General features: G+C 62.5%; 14 protein-coding genes. 2 read left to right on the top strand and 12 right to left on the bottom strand.

Annotated features, from left to right (window positions below):
- Positions 1 to 8 precede the first annotated feature (8 nt).
- The 12 genes from PVW51_RS13800 to PVW51_RS13745 form a co-directional block, all read right to left on the bottom strand.
- A complete protein-coding gene (locus PVW51_RS13800) occupies positions 9 to 713 on the bottom strand; it encodes a M48 family metallopeptidase (RefSeq protein ID WP_274575617.1) in 705 nt (234 codons plus the stop codon).
- A complete protein-coding gene (locus PVW51_RS13795) occupies positions 713 to 3,808 on the bottom strand; it encodes a type I restriction endonuclease subunit R (protein WP_274575616.1) in 3,096 nt (1,031 codons plus the stop codon). Before PVW51_RS13795 ends, PVW51_RS13800 begins: the two co-directional genes overlap by 1 nt.
- Entirely contained in the window at positions 3,801 to 7,019 is a 3,219-nt protein-coding gene (locus PVW51_RS13790; RefSeq protein WP_274575615.1) for an N-6 DNA methylase, read from the bottom strand. Before PVW51_RS13790 ends, PVW51_RS13795 begins: the two co-directional genes overlap by 8 nt.
- 228 nt (positions 7,020 to 7,247) lie before the next feature.
- Positions 7,248 to 7,658 carry a ribbon-helix-helix protein, CopG family gene (locus tag PVW51_RS13785; protein WP_274575614.1) on the bottom strand — a complete coding sequence of 137 codons (411 nt, stop codon included), beginning with the start codon at positions 7,656 to 7,658 and terminating at the stop codon, positions 7,248 to 7,250.
- A gap of 10 nt (positions 7,659 to 7,668) precedes the next feature.
- Entirely contained in the window at positions 7,669 to 9,657 is a 1,989-nt protein-coding gene (locus PVW51_RS13780) for a conjugal transfer protein TraG (RefSeq protein WP_274575611.1), read from the bottom strand.
- Positions 9,658 to 9,672: 15 nt separating this feature from the next.
- Entirely contained in the window at positions 9,673 to 11,439 is a 1,767-nt protein-coding gene (locus PVW51_RS13775; protein ID WP_274575609.1) for a relaxase/mobilization nuclease domain-containing protein, read from the bottom strand.
- A gap of 247 nt (positions 11,440 to 11,686) precedes the next feature.
- A complete protein-coding gene (locus PVW51_RS13770) occupies positions 11,687 to 12,430 on the bottom strand; it encodes a lytic transglycosylase domain-containing protein (protein ID WP_274575608.1) in 744 nt (247 codons plus the stop codon).
- Positions 12,431 to 12,433: 3 nt separating this feature from the next.
- Complete coding sequence (locus PVW51_RS13765) at positions 12,434 to 12,769, bottom strand: DUF736 domain-containing protein (protein ID WP_274575607.1); 336 nt, start codon at positions 12,767 to 12,769, stop codon at positions 12,434 to 12,436.
- Positions 12,753 to 13,343 (bottom strand): S26 family signal peptidase, encoded by a 591-nt coding sequence (locus PVW51_RS13760; protein ID WP_274575606.1) that lies wholly within the window; start codon positions 13,341 to 13,343, stop codon positions 12,753 to 12,755. Before PVW51_RS13760 ends, PVW51_RS13765 begins: the two co-directional genes overlap by 17 nt.
- Positions 13,340 to 13,858 carry a DUF2840 domain-containing protein gene (locus PVW51_RS13755; RefSeq protein ID WP_274575605.1) on the bottom strand — a complete coding sequence of 173 codons (519 nt, stop codon included), beginning with the start codon at positions 13,856 to 13,858 and terminating at the stop codon, positions 13,340 to 13,342. The genes PVW51_RS13760 and PVW51_RS13755 overlap by 4 nt, the downstream gene beginning before the upstream one ends.
- On the bottom strand, positions 13,855 to 14,943 hold the full coding sequence (locus PVW51_RS13750) for a replication initiator protein A (protein WP_274575604.1): 1,089 nt from the start codon (positions 14,941 to 14,943) through the stop codon (positions 13,855 to 13,857). Before PVW51_RS13750 ends, PVW51_RS13755 begins: the two co-directional genes overlap by 4 nt.
- 19 nt (positions 14,944 to 14,962) lie before the next feature.
- Positions 14,963 to 15,247: a helix-turn-helix transcriptional regulator gene (locus PVW51_RS13745; protein ID WP_274575603.1), complete on the bottom strand. Its 285-nt coding sequence runs from the start codon at positions 15,245 to 15,247 to the stop codon at positions 14,963 to 14,965.
- 382 nt (positions 15,248 to 15,629) lie between these two features.
- Between PVW51_RS13745 and PVW51_RS13740 the strand changes: the two genes are divergently transcribed.
- Positions 15,630 to 16,871 (top strand): nucleotidyltransferase domain-containing protein, encoded by a 1,242-nt coding sequence (locus PVW51_RS13740; protein WP_274575602.1) that lies wholly within the window; start codon positions 15,630 to 15,632, stop codon positions 16,869 to 16,871.
- Positions 16,872 to 16,951: 80 nt separating this feature from the next.
- Positions 16,952 to 17,368, top strand: a complete 417-nt coding sequence (locus tag PVW51_RS13735; RefSeq protein ID WP_274575601.1) for a hypothetical protein — start codon at positions 16,952 to 16,954, stop codon at positions 17,366 to 17,368.
- The last annotated feature ends 70 nt before the right edge of the window (positions 17,369 to 17,438 follow it).

The raw sequence follows: 17,438 nt of genomic DNA, 5'->3' as shown, positions 1-17,438 counted from the left end.
CGGACCGCTCAGAGTGCCGGGATGGGCAACTCGTTCAATTCAGTGCGCGCCTCGGACCAGCTCGGATAGTGCGTTGACAAGAGATCGAAGAACCTTGGGCTATGGGTCGGTGCGAGTATATGGATCATCTCGTGAACCACGACGTACTCCAGCAAATCTCGGGGTTTCTTGACCAACTCCGTATTCAGACGAATGGTCTGCCGTTCCGCGTTGCAGCTTCCCCATTTGGTCTTCATGCGCTGCAGGAAATAGCCTTGGACTTCGACACCAATCCGGCTTTCCCACTTCTTGATCAAGGGGGGGACCGCGGCGTGAAGAAGCTTGAGGTGCCAATTGTGTACCACCTTCGCACGGGTCTCCAGAGTGCTTTCAGGGCGCACTTGAAGATGAATCGTTCGATGATCCAGGCGCACTGCAGGCTTGCCCTCACATTCCGTAACCCGAAGAAGATGTCGGCGGCCCCATAGGTAGTGAGTTTCGCGCCCGACAAATTGCCTTGGTGCCTCTCGAGCCTGCTGTGCGAGCTTTCCTTGCTGCTGACGAATCCAGCCGATCTTGGTGATCGCATAGGCGCGGGCGACGTCGATCCTGGTGGATGTCGGTGCAACGAGTGTAACGCGCCCATCGGGGGGATGGACCGACAGATGGACGTTCTTGACGTCCTTCCTGGTCACGTCGATGGCCAGATCGCCGATTTCGATCACTTCACCCATCAATACCCCGATTGGTTCTTGATGATTTCGAACATAGCGAGCGTCGCGTCGCGATCTCGATTGAAGAGCGGGAAAAGAACGTTCTTAACCTCCCGTTCGCGGACTGGATCACCTTTCCAACCGGCAGGGGCGTGTTCTCGTACGGTGCGGTCGATTTCTAGCGCCAGATCCGCTCTTTGGTCGTCGTCCGCAGGGACAACGAACCCTGCAGCGGGAAGGTCTGGAAGGTTATTGTAGATCACCACGGCTTCGCGATTGCCCGAAAGGCTTGCAGGCAGGTCAGGACCCGCATCCCGCGCCGCCATCTTGCGGACCAAATCCTCAGCCTTCTTCAGGAAATCCTCATAGGCCTTCGCGCTGTCGCGGCTTTGCTGGATCAGATCCTCGAGGAGCTTGGACATCTCATCATAGAAGCGAGGGTCTGTCAGCTGATCGCGGATGATGGTTTTCCGGATATTGTTGATGATGCCTTCGGCCACCGCGTTCTTCGACAGCTTCCCTTTTTCATTCAGCTGCTTGGCGATCGCATCATGGATTCCGGTTTCGATGATGGCTTGGGTAAGCGACACGTTGGACAACGCACCCAGCGCTTGGGCAGGATCGGCCTGAATGTAGGTGTTCAGCAGATGCCGCATGTCGGCTTCATAAGGCTTGATGTCGAGTTCTTCGCCCGAATGCTTTTTGATGGCGGCCCTGAGATCACTGTAGAAATCGACATCGCGCTGGATGTCGCTCTGTTCGGAGGGCGAATACCCTGCGTCGTCCAAGTTCTGCGCGATGGCAGCGTAGGCTCGAACGAACGACGCCACGGATTTGTAAAACGAGATCCTCAGAGCCTCGGTCTCGGTCAGGGCATTCGGATCGGCGGCATCACCGCAGAAATACCGCAGGAACTGCTCAACCTCTCTCGGCGGGGGCACCGGGGCGCAGAGATAGTGGAGCGCTTCGCGCGCCGCGTCGAGGCGCGCCTTCCCCTCTTCGATCCAGTTCTTGATCTCGACGTTGTTGTCGCCGCCGCTGCCCGCATCCAGATCGAGTTCATCCGAGCTGTAGACCGCGATCGCGTGCTGGACGTCGCCGAACAGCTCCTTGAAGTCGACGATGTGACCGTAATCCTTGTCATCGCCATCAATCCGGTTGGTCCGGCAGATCGCTTGAAACAGCGTGTGGTCCCGCAGCGTGTCGTCGAGGTAGATGTAGCTGCAACTCGGCGCGTCGAAGCCGGTGAGGAGCTTGGACACCACGATCAGCAGCTTCATGTTCGCGGGTTCTTCGATGAAGCGCCGCTTGACCTCGGTCTCATAGGCTGTCGTGCTCTGGCCGCCCTTCAGCACGAATTTCGTGTAGGTGTCGTACTTGTACCGTTCGTCGCTGTTGGCGGGCTCTCGCGAGATCGCATTGTGGTTCGGCTCGAAGGACGTGACGATACCCACATGCGGCCCAAGCCGGGTGCTCTGGAACTCGCGGTAGAACTCGCAGGCGTCGCGGATCGAGGAGGCCACCAGGATTGCTGTGCCCCTGTCGTCGCTCAGCCGCGGCTTCAGATCGAAGTCCTGCACGATCTCCGCGACGATCCGGCGTTTTCGCTCTGTCGCGCTGAGAAGCTCCTCCATGTTGGCCCAACGTTTCCGCAGCACCGCCTTCTGGAAGTTGTTGAGGTTCTTGGTCTTCTTCTCGAACCAAGCGTCGATTGCGGCCGGGTTTGTCATGCGCTGCGGCACGTCGCGCGCTTCGTATTTCAGGTCGAGCACGACCTTGTCCCGGACCGCTTCCTGAAACTTGTAGGTGTGGATGTAGGTGCCGAAGACTTCACGCGTGGTCTGCCGGTCCTTCCGCAGCAGCGGGGTTCCGGTGAAACCGACGAAGATGGCGCCCTCGAGCCAGCGCTTCATCTGCTTGTTCATGTCGCCGCCCTGGGTGCGATGGCACTCGTCGACGAACACGTAGAACCGGCCGGTGACGTTCGGGGGCGGCCCGGACAGATCGGTCGTGTCGAACTTGTGGATCAAGGCGCAGATCAGGCGAGGCGACGGTGCGCCCAACCAGCTCACGAACTCGTCGCGGCGCGTCACCCGTGGCGACGGCGCATCGGCCGCGACCACACCCGCGTTCCGCATCACGCCCTCGATCTGCTTGTCGAGCTCGTCGCGGTCGGTGATGACCAGCACGCGGGCATCCGGTTCGCGTTCGAGGATCCACTTGGCCAGCAGCACCATCAGGATGCTCTTGCCGGACCCCTGGGTGTGCCAGATGACGCCGCCCTCGCGTTTCGCAAGCCGCTCCTGCGCCAGCTTCACCCCGACGAACTGGTGCTGCCGCGGGACCTTTTTGATGCCCGCGTCGAAAATCACGAAGTTTCGGATCAGGTCGAGCAGCCGGTCCTTGCGCAGCATCTGCGCGACCGGACGGTCGAGCAGAGCACCAGCAGGCAGGTCTCCCGCAGGCGGTTCTTCGTCCCGCCAATCGACGAACAGCGTTTCGGGCGTGCCGACCGTGCCATAGCGCAGGCCCTGTGCATCGCTGCCCGCCAGCAGAAGCTGCGCAGAGGCGAAGAACGGGGCGTTGAAAATCTCGTCCTGGTTGGAAATCAGCTGCCGGATGCCGTCGCCGATCTCGACGGACGAGCGTTTCAGCTCGATCACCGCGACAGCGAGGCCGTTGAGGTAGACGACCAGATCGGGGCGGCGTTCGTGGCCGCCCTTCAGGGTCACCTCCTCGGCGAGGGCGAAGTCGTTGGCGGCGGGGTTGTCCCAGTCGATCAGGTGCACCGTCTTGTGCGGGGCGGCGACCGAGGTCTGCACATCGACGCCATAGCGCAGCAGCGTGTAGGTGCGCAGGTTGGCCTGATAGAGCGTGGTGCCGGTCACCTCGATCGCCTGCATCAGGCGCGTCAGGGCGGCATTGATCTCGTCATCGGAATAGCCGCGGGCGGAGAGGTTCGCGCGCAGCAGGTCGGGTTCGACGCAGCGGTTGGCAGGGCGGCCTGACCAATCGCCGAGGTGCCGGTAACCGAGACCGCCCTTGTCTGCGGGCGTGGTGATGTGGGCCAACAGACGGTCCTGCGTGACGCGCTCGCTGCGGGGACGTTCAGGCATGGGCGGCAACCAGTTGAATCTGAGCGTATTCGGGTTCACTCTCGCTATCTGCCCCGCCAGTGAGCAGCGCCTGCATCATCGCGTGCTTCAGCATCCGGCTTATGTTGAGCCGAGCCTCGAGGGCGGCAATTTCGGCGTCCATGTCGGACAACACATTTGCGATTTCAATCTGCTCATCTGGATCGGGGAGTTCGATCTCAGCGCTAGCAATGTGTTTTCTATTGGTTGCATAGACTTTTGTACCCGCCGCCAATCTACGAAGGTGTGATGAAAAATCAGGTATGTACTGCAAGTAGCCCTTAAAACCATCGACGACTACGTCCTTGTCGAAGCGCGCTGCAATTGTGTGCTGGCCGGCAACTGCCTCGATTTCTTCAGCGCCAGTAATTTCAAGAGACTTTCCTACACCCGCAAGGTCCTCCGAAGCATCCACAAAAACTAGATCGCCATCTTGAAGCCTTGCGAGGCGCGCTGCTTCCACTGATGGCAGACGCGGCATGCTCGCATTTCTCAAGTCGAGCCGAATAGATGAGGCTACGTGAATGTCCCCATAGTGGAGGTTGCGCACGGCATCATTTATTGTCAGCTGAGCGCGAGAGTGAACACCATTGCGAATGAATGTAACGTGATCACCGAGTTTCACCTTCCGCCATGGCTCAGAGAACCCGGGAAGCCTGACACGACCAGAAAGCAGGCCAATAACCGCTTGCTGCGTTGCCTGACCGGTGGTTGCGCCAATTGCAGCCAGATGCTTGGCCACTCGGGCGGATAGAGCTTGAACTTCTCTTTCCAGTTCGGGCAGCGGCTTGGCGTAGCGCTCTGCCAGCCCCTTGACCCGGGCGGACAGGGCTTGCGCCACATGCACCACCTCATCGGTCACGCGGGCCTCGATGGTGTCGAGCCACTTGTCCGCGACCACCAGCGTCTTCGCCTCGTCCTCGGTCAGGTTGCCATAGCGCTCGTGCACCTTTTTCCAGAGAGTATCGTCCGCCGCCTTGCGCTTCTTCTTCATGGCGTCGAGCGCTGTAATCGCCTTCTGATAGGCTTCAAGCGCCTCCCGTTCATCCGCCATGTCCGGATCGCCCTCGATCTCTTTCAGGCGCGCCTTGAGCGCCTTAACCGCGATCTTCTGCTTGTCGCCCTCGCCCTCGATCACCTCGGCCAGCAGTCCATCCTCGCTAGCGCCCTCTTCGAGCTTCTCGGCAAGGTCCTGCTCCAGTTCCGTGATCCGCACATCGAACGCATCGATCTCGTCCTGTTCGGCCGCGAAGAACCGCGCCACCATGAGGCGGGCCGTGATGAGGTCCGACGTGAACCGCCGCCGCCCGATAACGTAATCGCCCGGCTCGGGCCAAGCCAGCTTGCCATCCTTGTTCTTGCGCTTGACGATCTCGCGCGGTTGCGCACCATCGACCCAGCCAGTTGCCGCGATGACATAGGAGTCGTCCTGCAGCGCCTCGGCCCAATAATCCATCAGGTGTTGGTACACATCATAGGGGTCGACCAGCGGTACCTTGCGGAAAGCTTCGAGCAGGTCCTCCGAGATGGTTTCGATCAGTTCCTTCGGCTGATCACCGGGCACGAAGGCTCGGCAGGCCGCATCCGTCCTGCCCCGCCAAGCGGCAAAGGTTCCCGCGGCTGCGGCGGTGAAGGTGCGGAATTCCTCATGCTCTTCGATCCCCGCCTTCACCTCGGTGATCGGGCGGGTCAGCGACAGGTAACCGGGCCTCAGGTCTTCGAAGAGTTCACCGCGCAGCGACGGCATGACCTTCCACCAGCTGTCCAGCGCGTCGATGTCCCGTTGCGGGATGCCGCCCTGCAGATGCGCGTCGATGTCATGGATGTCTTCGGCTTCCGAGGTATCGATGTAGCGCGCCAGGTTCAGGTTGAAGGCGTTGCGCGGATCGGCGATTTCGTCGAACGGCACCATGCGCGCGTAGCCCGCCGCGTCCGCGCCCTTGCGATAGGTGTCCACGATGCGGTGGATGTCCTGCTCGCGCAGCCGGTTCTTGGCGCCGTCCTTGCGGAAGCCTTTGGATGCATCGATCATGAAGATGCCGCGCCGGGCGGTGGCGTTCTCCTTGTCGAGGACGACGATACAGGCCGGGATGCCCGTGCCAAAGAACAGGTTCGGCGGCAGACCGATGATCGCCTTGAGATAACCGGACTTGATCAGCGCCTCGCGCAGGCCGGCCTCGGCATTGCCACGGAACAGCACGCCATGGGGAAGGATGCAGGCGGCCTTGCCGCTGCTTTTCATGGTGCGGATGATGTGCAGCAGATAGGCGTAATCGCCCTGCTTCTTGGGCGGCGCACCCCATTCGAACCGCTTGTGCTTGTCCGTAATCGCACCCTTGTCGTCATAGCTGAAGCCGGTGCTCCAGGCTTTGTCCGAGAACGGCGGATTGGCGACGACGTAGTCGTATGTCCGCAGGCGCTCCCCCTCGAGGAACTTGGGGGTCGTCAGGGTGTTGCCCGCGACGATCTTTGCCGTCGGGAAGTCATGCAGGATCATGTTCATGCGGGCCAGACCGGCGGTGGTCACGTCCTTTTCCTGGCCCTCGAGCGTGATCCGCTTGCCGGCCTCGGCCGCGACCTTGAGGAGCAGAGAGCCCGATCCGCATGTCGGGTCGTATGCGGTGGTTCCGGCAACGGTGTTCTTTGGCGAGATACCGATCACCTTGGCGATGATCCGGCTGACCTCAGACGGGGTGTAGAACTGCCCTTTGCTCTTGCCGCTTTCGGTCGCGAAATGGCGCATGAGGTATTCGTAGGCGTCGCCGAGAATATCGTCATGGTCCGCCCGGTTCTTCGCGAAATTCAGATCCGGACTCGAGAATATGGAAATCAGACGACCAAGCCGGTCAACACGGTCATTGCCTTCGCCAAGCTTGTTCGGATCGTTGAAATCCGGAAAGTCCGTCCGTGCCAGCATTTCGTTAGCATCAACAAGCGGCTGAATGACCTGCGTATTGATCAGATCTCCAATATTTGGATTGCCTGTAAGGGCCGCCATGTCATTAAAGCTCGCGCCCTTTGGAATGATGATTGGTGGCTCCAAGTCATCGCTGTCGCCGTATTTGTCGGAAACATATTTGATGAACAACATGAACAGGACGTAGTCTTTGTATTGACTCGCATCCATTCCTCCGCGGAGTTCATTGCAAGATGCCCAAAGTGATGAATAGAGATCTGATTTCTTGACTGCCATTTTGTCCGTTTCTTTTTGGCCCACTGAATTAGGGACGGTTCCGGTGCCTGACTTGACCTTACTCTAGTCAAGAGCGCGGCATGCTGCCAGCCCGCTTGGGCGACTTGCCTAAGATTCGCGTTCGGCTTGTTCGGGATCGTACCTTTAGACCGGACCCTGCCCAAAAGCCCCCACTAGGGCGATGCTCGCGCTGCGTAGCCGCTCTCACCGATCTTCGCGGAAGTCCTGTTACGTTTCGTTTTCTGTATCCCCCACCACGTCATCCGCAAACCACCGGCCCTTCTGCACCCGTTTGCCCAGCGTCTCGACGAACCCATCGAACCGCTCGCGCCCTTTGGCCTGCGCCGCGGCTTGCTGCTCCGGCGCAATAGGCGGGGTGATGGTCAGCCAGAAGCGGACGAAGAGCGCGAGGGTCTCGGTTGTGATCCGCTGATCGCGTTCGAGACGGGCGACCTGCCGTGAGAGGCGGTCGAGGCGGCGCGTTAGCGCGGCCTCCTGCATGTCGGCATGATCAGGCGAGAGGAAGGATTCGACCGCCGCCTCGACGATGGCGGAACGGGTCACGCGTTTCCGGTCGGCGATATCGTTGATCCGCCCGATGAGTTCGGCTGGTAGGGACAGGTTGAGACGGTCGCGCATGGGTCAGTCCTCAGAGATCCACGCCGTCATTTCGGTCCATAGAGGCCTGCCGGGCCACCTGCCTCATCTGCTTCCGTAGGGCCTGCCGTTGCCGTGCGGCCTCCTCCGGTTCGTCGTCGAGCATCATCTCGAACTCACGCGCCGGTTCTGCGGTCTTTTCCGGGGCTACGGCCACATGCTCAGCCAAGTCCGGCTCCCGGCGCAGACCAGCGTTCGCCTCATCTGCATTTGTCGACGGCGCCGACGCGGCCGTCGGTGTATCGGCTTCCATGGTCGGGAGAGATGACCATGGATCATCCTGCATCATCGCCGTGCCTTGCTTCGGTTCTGGCGGCGCAACCACGCGATCCACAAACCGCCTGTCCTCGAAATACCGCGCCTTCTTCGCGCGGATCGGCGGGGAGCCTGCGAGCATGACGATTTCGTCGTCGGGCGGCAGCTGCATGATCTCGCCCGGCGTGAGCAGCTGACGCGCAGTCTCGGAGCGGGAGACCATGAGGTGACCCAGCCAGGGCGCCAGCCGATGACCGGCGTAGTTGCGCATTGCCTTCATCTCGGTCGCGGTGCCAAGTGCATCGGATACGCGCTTGGCGGTGCGTTCATCATTCGTAGCGAAGCTCACCCGGACATGGCAATTGTCGAGGATGGCGTTGTTCTGACCATAGGCCTTCTCGATCTGGTTTAGCGATTGCGCGATCAGAAAGCTCTTGATCCCGTAGCCCGCCATGAAGGCCAGTGCGCTTTCGAAAAAGTCGAGCCGCCCGAGTGCGGGGAACTCGTCGAGCATCATCAGGACACGATGGCGGCGGCGCGTGTCTTTCAAGTCTTCGGTCAAGCGGCGGCCGATCTGGTTCAGCACCAGCCGTATCAGCGGCTTGGTGCGCGAGATGTCCGAGGGCGGCACGACCAGGTAGAGGGTCGTCGGCTGGTCCGCGCCGATGAGATCGTCGATCCGCCAGTCACAGCGCCGGGTCACATGGGCGACGACGGGGTCGCGGTAGAGGCCAAGGAAGGACATGGCCGTCGACAGAACGCCCGAGCGTTCGTTGTCGGACTTGTTCAACAGTTCCCGGGCCGTGGAGGCGATGACCGGATGCGGGCCCGCCTCTCCCAGATGACGCGCCGCCATCATCGCTTCGAGGGTCTGCTCGATCGGACGGCGCGGATCGGACAGGAAAGCGGCAACGCCGGCGAGGGTCTTGTCTCGTTCGGCATAGAGCACGTGCAAGATCGCGCCGACCAGCAACGAGTGCGAGGTCTTTTCCCAATGGTTGCGTTTTTCCAGCGAGCCTTCTGGATCGACCAGCACGTCGGCCACGTTCTGGACGTCACGCACCTCCCATTCGCCGCGTCGCACCTCGAGCAAGGGGTTATAGGCAGACGACGACATGCTGGTCGGATCGAAGCGCAGCACCCTTCCATGGCGCGCACGGAACCCGGCAGTGAGGTCCCAGTTCTCGCCCTTGATGTCATGGACGATGGCGGAGCCCGGCCAGGTTAGCAGCGACGGGACCACAAGGCCCACACCCTTGCCTGACCTGGTCGGCGCAAAACAGAGTACATGCTCTGGCCCGTCATGGCGCAGGTAATCCTGATCCAGCTTACCGAGCACAACGCCGTCGGAGCCGAGCAGCCCGGCTGCTTCAACCTCGGACCGGTTCGCCCAACGGGCCGAACCATAGGTATCGACATCGGCGGCCTCGCGCGCCCGGATCACGGACATGGTGATGGCCACGGCGATGGAGATGAAGCCGCCCGAGGCCGCGATCGCGCCGCCCTCCCAGAAGACCGTGCGCGCATAGGCGTCGTAGAAATACCACCACCAGAAGAAGGCGGGCGGCGGATAGATGGGCATGCCGAAAGCCTCGAACCACGGGCTGCCCAGCTGCGCCTGAAACCCCAGCTTCCAGGCCACCCATTGCGTCGCTCCCCATGTCGTGGTGAGCACGATCAGGAAGACGGCGAGGATCTGGCCCCAGAGGATTTTCGTGGCGGTCATGGCAGGGTCCTTTCTTCAGATGCCGAGCCCACGCTTGCGCCCGAGGCTCCAGTCGATGCCGCCGCCGCTGCGCGCGATGCCAGCGATGTGCTGGCCAAGGCGGGGCTCGATTTCGCGGGACCAGGGGACGAGCTGGAAACGGCGCCCGCCATCAGGGCCGACGCCCTCGATCATCGCGTAGCGGCCGGAGGACAGACGGAGTCGCCGGGTGTAGGTGCCGGACACACGCTCACCGGAGTTCGCCGGGCGATGTGGCAGGCCGGTCTCGGTCACGAGCGCCTGGCCGACAGCATCGAGTTCGCGCTGCCGCAGGGTCGCGAGGAGATTGCGCTGCAGGATGATCCGCTGTCCCTGCTTTTGGGCCAGCCCTTCGTCCACCAGATGCTCGGCCCTGGCATGGAGCGCGTCCCGGACCTCCGCCCCGAACCCGCCCATGGCAAGCGGCATGCGGGAACGTTCGACCAACCGGTGATCGAGCCAGGTCGCGCCGGGGGCGGTGATCTGACCTTGCAGGTCGAGATCGGACCGGTTGGCCAGGACAAGCGTTGGCCGCGGATCGCCCGCCCTCCCGAAGCGGCGGACCTCAACGATGCCCCCGGGCGCAGGCGCGTGGTCGAAGGCGTCGAGGCTCCGAAACCGGACATGATGCGCGCGTCCGTCCGTGCCGTCGATCACGGCATAGGCGGTGCCGGACTGCTCGTCATGCAATCCGTTCTCGACCAGCCGCCCGATGATCGGGTCCCCTGCCCCGTCCGCGTCGATCGCGAAGTCCGAGAAGCCGCGGTCCTGCCCGCGCTCGGCGAAAGCGCGGTGCATCGTCTTGATGATGTCGCCGCGCTCGCCCAGATCACGGAGCGTCTGTTCCGCCTCGAGCCCCAGCATCCATTCGCCGGGGCGACCTTCCGAGGCGAGGCCGAGTTTCCGAAGATGCTGAAGTCGGCCGATCATCAACCGGCGGATTTGTGGGTCCGTGGGTCCGGGTGCTGAGGGGCGCAGGTCGAGCAGACCGAGATCGTCGGCCTGATAGCGCAGCTCCCGGTCGAGGCGCGTCCAGCGTTCTGCCGTGACTTCCCGTTCGAGCGCGTGCCGGATTTCATGCTCCGGCTTTGGGCCGAGCTCGAGCGCGACCAGGTCCTGGGCACGGGACCGCAGCCCGCTGCTGATGTAGTCGCGGGCGATCACGAGATCGCCGCCACGATCATCCACGCCTCGGACGATCAGATGCACATGGGGGTTATCGGTGTTCCAGTGATCAACGGCGACCCAGTCCAGCCGCGTGCCGAGATCGGCCTCCATCCGGCGCGCAAGGTCGCGGGTGAAGCTGCGCAGGTCCTCCATCTCTGCGGCATCCTCGGGCGAAATGATGAAACGGAAATGGTGCCGGTCCTCCTCGCATCGTGTCGCGAAGTCGGATCCGTCGAGCCCGTCTGTCTCGGCATCGAAGAGCAGCCCCCTCCCGCCGTCCCGGCTGACCCCCTCGCGACGCAGATAGGCGAGATGGGTCGAGAGCGGGGCCGCGCGATAGGCCCGGCCCTTGTGGCGGGCAATGCGGGCTTTGACGACAACGCGACGCGCGGGCGAGAACAGTCGGCTGCGCCCGAACCGGCCATGGCCGCGCCCGAAGGTCGAGCGCCCTGGACGACCCGGACTGCGCGACGGCCCGGTATGCCCGGCCTTCTGAGCCGCGCGAAGGACTTGGTCCACGAAGCCTTTGGAACGCGGCGTTCGGGTGCTGCGGGGTTTGCCCGGTCGGATCCGGAAGTCGCGCTCGGTCTCGGTCATTCGCAGCCCCATCCGAGGCCTGAAACGCATCTGTGCATGCCGGAGTATTGAAATCGCAGGTAAAAATCTCGCGACCTGCACACGACCGAAAGCCATGCACACGAAAACGCCAGTCCCGTCAGGGACTTGCGGCATTCGTGGCAGGCGCTTTTATCTCGCCCTTTTTCCTTCCCGCCCGTTGTCCGAGCACGCCCTTCCGCCGCCTTTCCGACACGGCCCTCCAGAGCCCGAGAAACCGCGATCACGGTCATGGCCGTGCCTCCGCGCCGGGCCGGGCAACGAAAATGCCGGGCTCTGGGGCGGCTGAGCCCGCTTCAAGCGACGTTCGCCCAGCATCCGGATTGTCGCCATTTCGCTGCGGATGCTCCGCAGATCTGTCGGCGAAGAGCGTAGCCTTGCGCCAATCGGCGACGACTGTGGGTGTCGAGAGCGGTGCCGTGCCGTCCAGGCGCGGAGCCAGCATCGCGACATAGGCGCGGGTTTCGGCTGGAAGACGACGGCCCTCCGAAAGGTATGCATCATACCGGCCCGGCCCCGCATTGTAAGCGGCAAGCATGCCACCGACGGTGCCATAGCGATCGAGCATGGCGCGCAGATAGGCCGTGCCCGCGATGATGTTGTCGCGCGGATCGAAAGGATCAGCGCTGAGACCGTGGTCCTGCCGCAAGACGGTCCATGTTCCGGGCATGACCTGCATCAGCCCCATGGCCCCGGCATGGCTGACCGCACGCGGATCGCCCGCGCTTTCGGCCTGCATCACGGCACGGATCCAGTGCTCCGGGATCGCGAAGCGCACAGAGGCTTCGGCAATGGCCGTCGCACGAGGATCGCGGATCGGATCACGTAGGTCGTTGGGTTCTTCGGCGAGAGCCGGACCGCTGAATGGCCCCGTCACGGCAATGCCGGAAAGAAGGAAGACAGCGCAGAGTCGGGCGATGCGGGGTCGCGCAACCGTGATCCGGCTGCTGCGTTTGCGGAAGATCAGCGCCATCGTTCACGCTGTCCCATCGCGCTTCGGCGGACGGCTCCATTGCAACGACCAGACCGAGCTTTCGCCGTTGCGGAAGAGATTTGCGCGGATCGGCTGCGCGAGCATCGGGTCATCGATCAGCACCGAGAAATACTCGCCGGCCTTCTCCCCGGTGCGCGCCCAAGCCGCCCCGATTTCACGGGCGAGGTTTCCATCGCCATGGAAGAGGCGGTAGTCCGGGCCGTTCTCGGCCTCGGTCGCCTCGGCCCTGGTCAGCGAAACCTCGAGGTCGAGCGTCAGTGTTCGGACGTAGCCGGCAAAGCCGGATTTCGTGCGGGTGAATTCACCGATCTGAGGCATGGCGTGCCTCCTTTCTGTTTTGGTGTGGTGTGGGACCCGGATGTGCCGACTCTGCGGTGATGGCGTCGTCGACGGTCCAAAGTGGTGTCAGCCGTGCGGTGATCGCGGTTCGCGGCAGAGGCCCGAAATACCGCCCGTCCAGGCTGTCTGGCGCATCCGGGTTCATGAGGAAGACTTCGCCAGCGCCGAGCCGATGACAGCCCTGCCAGATGGGCAACGCGCGGCCGACGCGGTCCTGCGCATGGGCGTCGCCAAGAGGGCGGTCGTCGACGGTGATCCTGTCGCCCGAGCGGCAGACCAACGCTCCTTCGAGCGCCACGACATGCTTGAGCAGCGGTACGCCGCGGGGCAGATATCCGCGGGAAGCAAGTAAATCCGAAAGCGCCGGGGGTGGTGCAACGGCCACCAGATCCCCGATGGCCGGCCGCTCGACAGGGTGCAGCCGATAGAGCCCGACGGGAACGCTCGCGCTGACATTCCACAGAACGCGCGGCGACCAGGTGGCAATAGCGGGCAGGACGATCAGGCTAACCGACAGCGCTGTCGCCCCGATGATTTCCCACCGCGAGATCATAACCCGAGGCTCCGCCTCTTGAGCCAGGCCTGGTGCTGCAGGCGCGTATAGGGATGGGCCGGTTGCGCTGTGGCCAGGCGATTGTGGAGGTGTCGCCAGTGGTCCGGTGACGCATCCGCCGGGTCGATGCCGAGCGCCTCGATAGCGTCGATCGCCTGCAACACGCGTTCGACCTTGGGCCAGCAGTGGGTGGAGAGCAGCAAAGTCCCTCCAGGCCGCAGATAGGGCAGCGTTTGAAGGGGAGTTCCAGGCATCGCAGCCTGCAAGATGTCGAAGCGCGAGAGAACCGTGCCATAGGCGTTGGCAGCCCAGCGATTGACCCCGAAGACGGCGCCTGGTGCGAAGCCGAAGCGGAGCCGGTGATAATCAATGCGCTCCTCGCAGACCGGATGACCGAACCGGACCCACTGTTCGATCTGTCCCTCTTTCCAGGTCAACTCAACGAAGGTCAGGTCACCTTCGCTACGAGTACTCTGTGTGCCAACCTGGTGCGGTTCGGAGCGGATCGAGCTCATGTCGTCGTCCTCCTCGACGTGCCGATAGGTCGCTCGGGCCTGTCATTCCGAGGGTCCGTTTCTAGGGATCGAGCTCGTACGAGTGCGAGTTTGTCCCCAGCGGGAGCAGCGCAACAAGAGTTAGATTCTGAGTTAGACTCTAAGTTACGGCCCCGAATTCTGCCGGCATTTGAAGAGGATGCGCCCGGTTCAGGTTCCCGATAGCACGAGGGTCCGGTTCCTGATGGCACGATATCGGGGGTTCCCGATAGCACGAGCCCATTCACAGGTTGTCCACAGGGCTCGAAGGCGAGCAGACACCGCCCTCGCGCCTCGATCTCGAGCGCGAGGCGATAGCCCGGCAGGGGCTGGCGAAGGATGATGTCCCGCAGATCGAAGGCAAACCGCTTGAAGGGCGAGAGGCTGCCGGATTTGACATGGAGATGCTTGAACTCGAACCGCCACCCTGCCCTTTGGCGGCCGCCATGCTTGCGCACGAACCGGTATAGCCAGCGATCGAGGCCGCCCGTCAGGTCGAAATAAGCCCGGTCGATGGTCAGGATCAGCGCGTCATCGAGGACCGCCCGGTAGAACCAGTCCGGCACGATGAGCTCGATCCCGTCGGGGCGACCGGTTGCATCGGTGCGCTCCGCCCACTCGTTGATCCAAGAGAACCGGTGTCGACGCCCTTTGACGGGCTGGCGGATCGATGTGCAAACCGTTGTCGACTGCAACCGGTCCAGCGCGGCCTTCAACCGGCGATAATCCCGCGCCGAGGTTCCACGCCCAATGAACGTGAGGATCTGGTACGGCGTTGCCGCCATGAGCCGTGACGTGCGCAGCCCGGAGTCTCGGGCCTCAACGATCTGGCTTGCGGCCCAGATCAGGATATCGGCATCCCAGATCGTGGCCATGCCGTGATCCGCGACGGCCTCGACACGGATTTCGACACCGCCCGCTGCAAATTCGATGGGCCGGGTGCGATGGCTTTTTGAAAGGGAAAAGAACGGATAGGACATGAGATCCTGCGCGTCCCGCACGGCGAACTCGCCCGGGAGGGCTTGGAACAGATCAAGTTGGCCGCGTTCTGATGCGCTGCGGGACATGGGAGATGCCTCGACCGGATCAGCGGAAGGCCCGGCCCGCAGGCGGGGTCGCGGTCAGCACATGGCGTTTGGCAGGCAGCACGCGGCCTCCGCGCGGATCGGACGTCGAGGTCACGGCACCGCGCTGGACCCAGGCTTCGAGATCCTCAATCGAATAGACGACCCGCCCACCAAGCTTGTGATAGGCCGGACCGGTGCCATAGGTGCGGTGCTTTTCGAGGGTGCGCGCGGATAGGCTGAGGAACTGCGCGGCCTCCTTGGTCCGCAGATAGCGCGGTGGCAGGGGAGCGTGATCTGATCGCATAGAAAACCTCCGTGGGGTCCGTGAGGCCGCCGGACATAGGCGGCTGATTGGGGCCACGATGGCGAAGTGCGACGGGTGGGATGGAGTGCGAAGATGGGGGTGCGGAAATCGCACACCTAATGCCAGCGTAAGCCGAATACTCGCTGCCAGCTCTCAGCGTCGAAATGGCTGCTTTGTCGGACGTACGGGAAAAAGTTCGTAACGCACGGGAACCAGTTCATAGGGACGAACGGATCCCTTCATGAGCTCTTGGGGCAAAACAAGAACAAAATACACGCAGTAGTATTGAAAGGAGTCGCCTTACGGCATATATTGTGCCGGTTAGCGCGGAAGGTTGAAGGGAGGCAATCGGAAGGGCACCACAACGGAGGAGGCCTTTTCGATGCCGCTCGACGATACCGCACCGCAACTCGATGCCCTGCTGCTCGAAACCGTTCTCGAGATGGAACTGAGCCCGCGCGACCACCAAGTCGCATCGAAACGATACAACCTGATCCCCGAGCATCTCCAGCGGCCGACCAGTCCGATCCGCCGATACATGGAGACCGCCCTCGTCTATCCTCAGGGGTCCCGCGCCATTGGCGCGACCATCGTTCATGGCGTTGACGACGACAGGTTCGACTTGGATGCCATCCTGGAATTCCGCACCCCGGTCGGATGGACGCCGAGGCAAGTGCTCGACGAGCTCCACGCCGCCTTCGAAGGCTTTCCCGACGTGAAGAAGATCGAGCGATGCACACGCTGCATCCAGCTCCAGTTCGCCTTCATGCACCTGGACGTCACGCCGATGGATCCGGACCGTGATCCTCGGGACGAGCGTGTCGGTGAGATCTATCACAGCCCAGATCAAGGGCGTGACGAGCGGTTTCGCGTGAACCCCTACGGCTTTGGTCAGGAATTCAGGGCGCGCATCACGATGCCGAGCCAGAGCTTCCAGGATCATGTGCGTGACGTCCGCTCCAAACTGCAGATGAAGGATCGCCTGGTCCCGGGCACCATCATGGCCGAGGCGGACATCGACGCGCTCCCCGAGCCGATCGATCCGATCCGGGATGCGCCGCAGGTCATCGCCCTCAAGCTCATGAAGCGATATCTCAACCTACGCTACGCCAACCGGGACGAGAAGCGTCCGGTTTCTGTTTATCTTTCCAAGATTGCCGCCGAGGTCCCGCTATCCCCTTTCGGGATCTGCGCGCAGCTCGAGAGCTACGCCGCAGAACTCGACAGGCGCATGGCCGTCGCGCTGGATACCGGCCGCCGCCCGGAAGAGCGCAACCCCGCACTGTGGGAAGAAAATTTCAACGACCGGTGGCCGAAGCACGATCGAGAGATGAAACTCTTCCGGATGGATCTACGCCATCTTGTAGCGGAACTGGCTCGCGCCCGGTCCTCTACCCTGGCGGACACGCGCAAGATCTTCGACGACCTGTTCGGCGAGCGGGTCAGCGAGAAGGCGGTTCGGGCCTACATCGACGGCCTTTCCTCGACCGCCGGCGCCGCACATTACGAGCACAACAAGGGTTTCGTGGCAAATCCCGGTCTCATCTCGCCCGCGCCGAAACAGACGGCCAAGGTCTCGAAGGCGCCTGCGCATCACTTCCATCCCGGTTTCCGCGGAAAATGAAGACGAAGCCCAGGAAGCCGCGCTCCGCTCATGTCCAGCTCAACCGCATGCGGCATCGCTGGCCTGACCTACGACCGCGCATGCTGGAAGAAGCTCGGGCCATCGCGTGGATCGGTCCTCTCCGGGGCTTCCAGATGAAATATGAGGTCGCCGTCATCTGGGAATGGCAGAACCCGAAAGCAGTTCCCCTGGTCCATGTCCTTGACCCGCCAATCGAGCCCCGGCCCGGAACCGACTTCATCGATCTGCCGCACCTGAACTACGATCATCAGACTCCGGAAGACTCGGCGCTCTGCTTGTTCGATCCCGATGCCGGGGAATGGGACAGCACGATGCTCATCGCCGACCGGATCGTCCCATGGGCGTCCGAGTGGCTCCATTTCTATGAAATCTGGCATCTCGACGGCGTCTGGCGCGGCTCGAACGCGCCGGGCCCGATATCTGTGGGCGAAATCCTCAGGCAGAGACAGGAGGCTCCAGATGGCACGAGGGCGTAGTCCGTCGCAAAAGACAAGAATTCTCGTCTGGGGCCGCGCTGCCGGCCGATGCCAGTATCACGGCTGTGGT

The organism is Sulfitobacter sp. PR48 (assembly GCF_028807335.1).
In the GTDB taxonomy this organism is placed as follows: Bacteria; Pseudomonadota; Alphaproteobacteria; order Rhodobacterales; family Rhodobacteraceae; genus Sulfitobacter.
This window is presented reverse-complemented; position numbering and strand designations above follow the sequence as displayed.